The organism is Microbispora sp. H10830 (genome assembly GCF_014161375.1).
Taxonomy (GTDB): Bacteria; Actinomycetota; Actinomycetes; order Streptosporangiales; family Streptosporangiaceae; genus Microbispora; species Microbispora catharanthi.
In genome coordinates, this window is record NZ_JABBWX010000039.1 from 1 (window position 1) to 6,992 (window position 6,992).

The 6,992-nt window shown below is 69.5% G+C and carries 7 protein-coding genes; 3 read left to right on the forward strand and 4 right to left on the reverse strand.

Features of this window, described 5'->3' with window-relative positions; genetic code table 11:
* The first annotated feature begins 220 nt into the window (after positions 1-220).
* From HHX35_RS42150 to HHX35_RS42160, 3 genes are all read left to right on the forward strand, one after another.
* Positions 221-1,324, forward strand: coding sequence for a WxL protein peptidoglycan domain-containing protein (locus HHX35_RS42150; RefSeq protein WP_182904209.1), 1,104 nt, complete (start codon positions 221-223; stop codon positions 1,322-1,324).
* 179 nt (positions 1,325-1,503) lie between these two features.
* Entirely contained in the window at positions 1,504-2,124 is a 621-nt protein-coding gene (locus HHX35_RS42155; protein ID WP_182904210.1) for a hypothetical protein, read from the forward strand.
* Positions 2,121-2,678: a hypothetical protein gene (locus tag HHX35_RS42160; RefSeq protein ID WP_182904211.1), complete on the forward strand. Its 558-nt coding sequence runs from the start codon at positions 2,121-2,123 to the stop codon at positions 2,676-2,678. Before HHX35_RS42155 ends, HHX35_RS42160 begins: the two co-directional genes overlap by 4 nt.
* Positions 2,679-2,790: 112 nt before the next feature.
* Here the strand turns inward: HHX35_RS42160 and HHX35_RS42165 are convergent, their stop codons facing one another.
* From HHX35_RS42165 to HHX35_RS42180, 4 genes are all read right to left on the reverse strand, one after another.
* A complete protein-coding gene (locus HHX35_RS42165; protein WP_182904212.1) occupies positions 2,791-4,254 on the reverse strand; it encodes an endo-1,4-beta-xylanase in 1,464 nt (487 codons plus the stop codon).
* Positions 4,255-4,696: 442 nt separating this feature from the next.
* Positions 4,697-6,250: a long-chain fatty acid--CoA ligase gene (locus HHX35_RS42170; RefSeq protein ID WP_182904213.1), complete on the reverse strand. Its 1,554-nt coding sequence runs from the start codon at positions 6,248-6,250 to the stop codon at positions 4,697-4,699.
* Positions 6,251-6,385: 135 nt separating this feature from the next.
* Positions 6,386-6,844 (reverse strand): MaoC family dehydratase, encoded by a 459-nt coding sequence (locus tag HHX35_RS42175; RefSeq protein ID WP_182904214.1) that lies wholly within the window; start codon positions 6,842-6,844, stop codon positions 6,386-6,388.
* A partial coding sequence (locus tag HHX35_RS42180; protein WP_182904215.1) for an amidohydrolase family protein occupies positions 6,841-6,992 on the reverse strand: 152 nt, incomplete at its 5' end. The genes HHX35_RS42175 and HHX35_RS42180, both read right to left, overlap by 4 nt.

Sequence of the window (6,992 nt, forward strand, 5' to 3'; positions counted from 1 at the left end):
CAACTCCGCCGACGAGATCGGCACCTCCAAGGTCAACGCCGACCTCGCCCTGCGCACCTCCACCGACGTCGCCGCCGGGGAATACCACTCCACCCTCACACTGTCGCTGTTCAACCAGTCCTGAACCCGCAGGCGGGACACCACCGCCCACTGTGGACGTCCGGGACCTGTGCCACCCTGACACACGTCCCGGACACCCACGATGAGACAGGAGACACCAATGCCGACCAAGAGCCGCCCGCGAGGCGCCCCCGCCCCCCTCGCCGCCCGCACGGCAGCCGGCCCCCTGAAGGCAGCCGCCGCCGCCCTCAAGGCCGCCGGCGTGACCGTCTTGGTCGCCATGACCACCATAACGACCATGATCAGCGCGGTCGTCGTGGTCGCGTTCGCCGCCCCCGCCGGGGCCGACACCACCTGGTCGGTCGTCCCGGCCAACGCCAACGGCCCCGACGGCCGCAACGTCATCGACATCGAACTCGCCGGCGGACAGCAGGTCACCGAACACGTCGCGGTCATCAACCGCTCCACCCAGCCCGTCGACTTCGCGATCGACGCCAACGACGGCTACCTGACCGCCAAGGGCTACTTCGACATGCGGCCCTCCGACGCCACACCCGTCGACGGCGGCGCCTGGATCCAGATCCCCGACAAGGTGACCATCGCCGCCGGAGCCACCGCCGTCGTGCCGGTGAAGGTGTCGATCCCGCAGAACGCCACACCCGGCGACCACCCCGCCGGCGTCACCGCATCCATCGACACCATCTCCGGCCAGGTCCGCGTCCAAAACCGCGTCGGCGTCCGCCTCAACATCCGCGTGACCGGCGGCTTCGTCGCCAAAGTCAACGTGACCGGCATCCACACCACCTACACCTGGTCGTGGAACCCCTTCACCCCGGGCACCGTCGAGGTGACCTACACCCTGGCCAACGCCGGCAACGTCCGCCTGGCCCCCGACAGCCGGATCCTGACCTCCACCTTCGCCGGCGAAAACGGCTGGGACGACACCTCCGAAGCCAAGGCCAGGGAAATCATGCCGGGCGGCAGCCGCACGTTCACCGCACGCGTGACCGGCACCTGGCCGCTTGGCCCCATCGGCACGACGATCATGGCGATCCCCTCCCCCGCGGGCAAACCCCTGCCCGGCGTCACCGCCGAGCGCATCGCGATCGACACCACCGTCTGGGCGATCCCCTGGCCGCAACTCGCCCTCCTGGCACTCCTCGCCCTGGCCTTCCTCGCCATCCGCATCACCAGCGCACGCCGCCGCAAGCGCATCGAAAAACTGATCATCCTCAACAGCCGGGGCACCCCACTCGGAGCCTGACCACCAGGACGCGCGGGCGGGAGGAATCCCCCACCCGCGCCGAACCATCCGCGGGCCACCCCCCGGCACATGGTGCGAGGACCCCGTTCAACCGATCACCGACATCCGCCCCTCAGGAGGTGGCGACCATCAACCGACCCAGGCAACCGATGCCGGTCCGGCGTCCGATTTGGGGCCGCGTGCTCGCCCTCACGGTCGCGTTCGCGCTCGGCGCGATCGTCGCCGGCGGTGTGGTGTTCGGAGTGACCCGGCCGAGCTCGATCGAGCAGATGGCCGACCAGATCCGCGCCGAGTCCGCCCTCCGGGACAAGACACAGATCAAGACCCTGACGGAGCTGGCCCGCACCACGCGGGACCGGCTCGTCCCCGTGCTCGACGGACTGGGCCGGGCGTTGCCCGCCGACGGCACCGCGGGACCGGCCGTGGTGACCGCCGCCGACGTCGAGAACTGGCGGAAGGCGGCCACCGCGGCCGTCGAAGGCTTCGCCGACCCGCCGTCCGGTGAGACCGCCACCAACGTGGCGAGGTCGAGTCTCGCCTCCGCCGTACGGCAGATCGCCACGACCGTCGACACCTACGCGGCCGCGCGGGACCTCACCGGACCGGGCCGCACCACCGCGATGGACCTGGCCGTACGACAACGCGCCGACGCGCTCTTCACCTGGTCGGTCGGAGCCACCGCCCTCGACGCCGTGAACGTCGACGCGGGCTACGGCCACCAGCACGTATTCCTGCCGACATCACCCGGCGAAGGGGACCTCACGCCCGACGCCGAACCCGAGGGGAGTCACGACTCGTGAAAAAGACACTGACATACGTCCTCACCGCCCTAATGGCCGGGCTCGTGCTGATGCTCGGCGCGCCGGCGGCCTCCGCCCACGGCGGAGCGATCAAGTTGGAGGTGACGGGGGACGGCGCCGACAACGTCAACGTGCTGGCGACGTACAAGAAGGACGGCCATCCCGTCACGGAGATCGTCGAGGCGACGCTGACCGCGACCTCGACCGACGGCCGTTCCTTCGGGCCGGCGCCGCTCAGGTCGGCATCCGAGGGCCAGAACGTCTACCACCTCGCCGAGCCGCTGCCGAGCGGCGAGTGGCAGGTCACCGTGACCGCGACCGAGCCCTCCAAGGCGCACGCGACGGTGAGGGTGAAGGCGGGAGACATCGCCGCCTCGCCCGTGGCGGCGACCGGGCCGGCGCAGAACAAGGCCGCGGCGACGTCGACCGTGGCGGACGACGAAGGCGCGATGGGGATGCCCCTCAAGATCGGCATCATCGCTCTCGTGGCGCTCCTCGCCGTCGCGGCCTGGATCGGCCTCGCCTGGCGCAACCGGGCGAGCACCCGGCACTGAAGGAGTCCCAGGTGATCGGGGGCCGGAAACCCAGGGCGGCCCGGGACGGCGATCACCACGACGGGCCGGGATGGGGGTCCCGGCCCGATCTCGGCGCTGTCGCGTGACGGGGTCAGGGGCTGGTGCAGGTGACGGACGGAGTGGCCGCGGTGCCGTTGGCGGTGAAGCCGAAGGTGGTGGACGCCCCGGCCTCGATGGAGCCGTTGTAGGAGGCGTTGCGGACGGTCACCGAGGAGCCGGACACGCTCTGTGTGCCGTTCCACAGGCTGCTGATGGTCTGCCCGCCCGGCCAGGTCCACTTCACGGTCCAGCCGTTGACCGCCGAACTGCCCGCGCGGACCGTGACCTCCGACTGGAACCCGCCCGGCCAGCTGTTGACCGTCGTCAGGGTCGCCGAGCACGCACCCGTGACCGGAGGAGTGGCGCTGGGGCTGACCGGCGGGGTCGGGCTGGGGCTGACCGGCGGGGTCGGGCTCGGGCTCGGGCTGACCGGCGGGGTCGGGCTCGGCGAGGTGTTGGGAGCGCTGTTGAGGGCGTTCAGCGCCGCGGTGTAGGCGGGCTTGGGCTGGTAACTGGAGTCCCACATCATGGGGGCGCCATAACCGGGGAACGTCCCGGGGATCCAGGTATGGCCGTCGTCCACGCCCCACTGTGAGACGCCGACGCAGCGGGAGACCGCCAGGCAGGCGTTCACGACCTTGCCGTAGTCGGTGCCCTGCTGCTGCAGTTCGGAAGAGTCGGCCGGCATCGGGATGCGGTCGTCGAGTTCGGTGATGGCGACGTCCAGGCCCAGGTCGGCGAAGCGCTGCATGTTCGCCTGCAGGGACGAGGGAATCTGGCCGACGATGAAGTGGCTCTCGAAGCCGATGCCGTGCAGCGGGACACCCTGGGACACCAGCGACTGGGCCAGCGAGTAGAGCCCGTTGCTCTTGGCGTTGATGCCCTCGATGTTGTAGTCGTTGATGTACAGCTTGGCGTTCGGGTCGGCGGCGTGCGCGGCCCGCAACGCGATCGCGAGGTAGTTGGCGCCCATCGCCTTGTAGAACACGTCCTGGCGGAGCGTGCCGTCCTCGTTGTACGGCTCGTTGATGACGTCCCAGGCGTAGACCTTCCCCTTGTAGTGGGTGGCCTCCGTGGTGATGTGGTTCTCCATCACGCCCTGGACCTGGTTCAGCGGCAGGCTGCTGACCCAGGCGGGCAACTGGGCGTGCCACACCAGATTGTGCCCGCGTACCCGCATGCCGTGGGACTGGGCGAAGGAGACGATCTGGTCACCCGACCCGAAGTTGAACGAGCCTCTGGACGGCTCGGTGGCGTCCCACTTCATCTCGTTGCCGGGGGTCACCATGTCGAACTGGGCCGCGGCGAGGTTGACCTCGGCGCTGATGCCGAGGTCGCCCCGCGTCAGCGCGGTGCCGAAGTAGCGCCCCTTGGCCTCGGCCGACGCCTTCAGCGTCGACGCCGCCTGCGCGGGCATCGCCAGGCCGACCGCGACGGCGGTGGCCGCGGCCAGAACGGCGGCCAGACCGCGGACGCGGCCTCGTGACCGGTCCGACGAATGGTTGGGCGGTTTCATCTCAGCCCTCCAGTGGTGATTCGGATGCTGTATGCGGGCATGGCACGCGGGCGCAGGGACGAGACCGACGGCCTGCGGCGCTCCCGTGACCGGATCTCGGCTCCGCACCTATGCGGGGAACGACCATCGATTGTTAGCGCTAACAATGTGGCTTCTCAACGTTCCCTCAGCCCGATGGTGGTGAGCGGAGCAAATACGACACGGACCGGCCCGTCAAGAACGTGACCATGCCCTTCCGCAAGGGCTTCGCCCCTTACCTACCGTTCCACCACCGCATACTCGCGCCGGCCCACTTCGTACGCGCGCACCCGTCGCTGAAACGTTCATCACCCGCGGAGCCGGTGCACATCACCACCGTCCCGGTCTCATCCGGCGCGGAAAACGTCCCGGCCGGGTGTATCGGCGCCGCCGCGGTCGCGATCGCCCTGAACGCGAACCGTGGTCATGCCGGAGAAGTGGAACTGCCGGCGTTCGGCAGCGGGAGGCGTCGCAGGTGGAGTTTCTGGATCTTTCCCGAGCCCGTCTTCGGCAGGTCGTCCGTAATGTCGAAATAGACCGGCATTTTGTATTTGGCCAGGCGAGAGCGGAGAAACTCGTGCAGCTCATCGGCGGTGACACTCGCGCCGGGGCGGAGCACCACGAACGCGCGGCCGACCTCACCCCATGTGGCGTCGGGTACGCCGAGCACGGCGACCTCGGCGATGGCCGGATGCTCGAAGATCGCTGCCTCGACTTCGGCCGGGTAGACGTTCTCCCCGCCCGAGATGTACATGTCCTTGACCCGGTCGACGACGTAGAGGTGCCCCTCCTCGTCCAGAACGGCGACGTCGCCGGAGCGGAACCAGCCGCCGTCGGAGAACGCGGCGGCGGTCGCCTCCGGGTTGCGCCAGTAGCCGGGGGTCACGTTCGGCCCCTGGATGAGCACCTCACCCGGCTGTCCCACCGCCGCGTCCGTGCCGTCGGGCTGGACGACCCGCACATTGGCGAAGAACACCGGCACTCCTGCCGAGCCCACCTTGCGCACGCTCTGGCTGGCCTCGAGGAAGGTGGCGCCGGGAGCGGTCTCGGTGAGCCCGTATCCCTGGCAGAACACCAGGCCCCGTTCCTGGTAGGTGCGGATCAGCGCGGCGGGGATCGCCGCACCCCCGGACATCAGGGTGCGCAGCGAGGACAGGTCCGCGCCCGCGAACCTGGGCGACCGGGCGAACGCGGCGAACATCGTGGTGACCCCGAACATCCAGGTGACCTCGTACTTCTCCATGAGGTCGTAACACTCGTCCACGTCCCACGACGGCATGATCACCGAGCATCCGCCCTTGAGGAAGGTCGGCAGCAGGGTCTGGTCCAGGGCGGCGACGTGGAAAAGCGGCGCGCTGATCAGCGTCACCTCGTCGCTGGTGACATCGACGCCGAGCAGGAGGTTGAAACAGTTCCACACAAGGTTGCCGTGGGTGAGCATCGCGCCCTTGGGCCGCCCGGTCGTACCCGAGGTGTAGAGGATGAGCGCCGTGTCCTCCAGCCGCACAGGCGTGTCGATCGGGGTGGGATCGCCCTCCGCGAGCCAGGTCTCGTAATGCCGCTCCCCCGGCCCCGGAGCGCCGAGGGCGACGACCTGCCGGAGGGGAGCCGCGGTGTCCTGCGGGAGGGCTCGGACCACCTCGGTGCACTCGGGCGCGTAGACCAGGACCGCGGCGCCCGAGTGGTCCAGCATGTAGCCGATCTCGGGCGCGGCCAGACGGAAGTTCAGCGGCACGAAGATCGCCCCGAGCAGGTGCGAGGCGAACATCGTCTCGACGAAGGCGACGTGATTGCGGCCGAGGTAGGCGACCCGATCACCGGCCCGCACCCCCGTCGCACGCAACCGGGACGCCAGCCGTGTCGTCCGTTCGTGGACCTCGGCGTAGGTGAAGGGCCGGTCCGCGAAGACGAACGCGGTCCGGTCCGGTGTCATCTGGGCCCGGCGGGCGGGCCACCCTCCCAGTCCGGCGTTGCGCATCGGTGTTCGACCTCCTGTGAGCTGGGGGATCAGGGAAGGCGTCAAGACCGAGCAGGCACGACCAGCTCGGGATCGTCGACGAGGCCGACCTGGGAGTCGACGGCGGCGGCGCCGGAAACGGCGCCCGCTCACGGCTCAGGCGTAGTGCCGGTAGATCGCCCGGGCGACGCAGGCCGGCTTGTTCGCACCTTCGATCTCGACGGTGAAGTCGAGCAGCATCTGGACGCCGTCGCCGGGGACGTCCTCGACGGAGACGACGGCGGCGGCGAGGCGGATCCTGCTGCCCACCTTGACCGGGCTGGGGAAGCGGACCTTCTCCAGCCCGTAGTTGATGCTCATCTTCACGCCCTGGATGTCGAGCAGTTCGTTGAACAGCGGAATGACCAGGGACAGCGTGAGGTAACCGTGGGCGATCGTGCCGCCGAACGGGCCGTCCTCGGCCCTGTCGGGGTCGACGTGGATCCACTGGTGGTCGTCGGTGGCGTCGGCGAAGGTGTTCACCCGCTCCTGGGCGATCTCCAGCCAGCCGCTGTGGCCGAGATCCTTGCCGGCCAGCGCCTTGATCTCGTCGAGCCCGTAAGCCGTGGTGGTCATGCGTTCGTCGTCCTCTCCTGCGTGCCGAGCCCGAGCAGGCGTACGGCGTTGTCCTTCAGGATCTTCGGGCGGACCTCGGGCTTGATCTCGAGCTTGTCGAAGTCGGCCAGCCAGCGGTCCGGCGTGATCACCGGATAGTCGGAGCCGA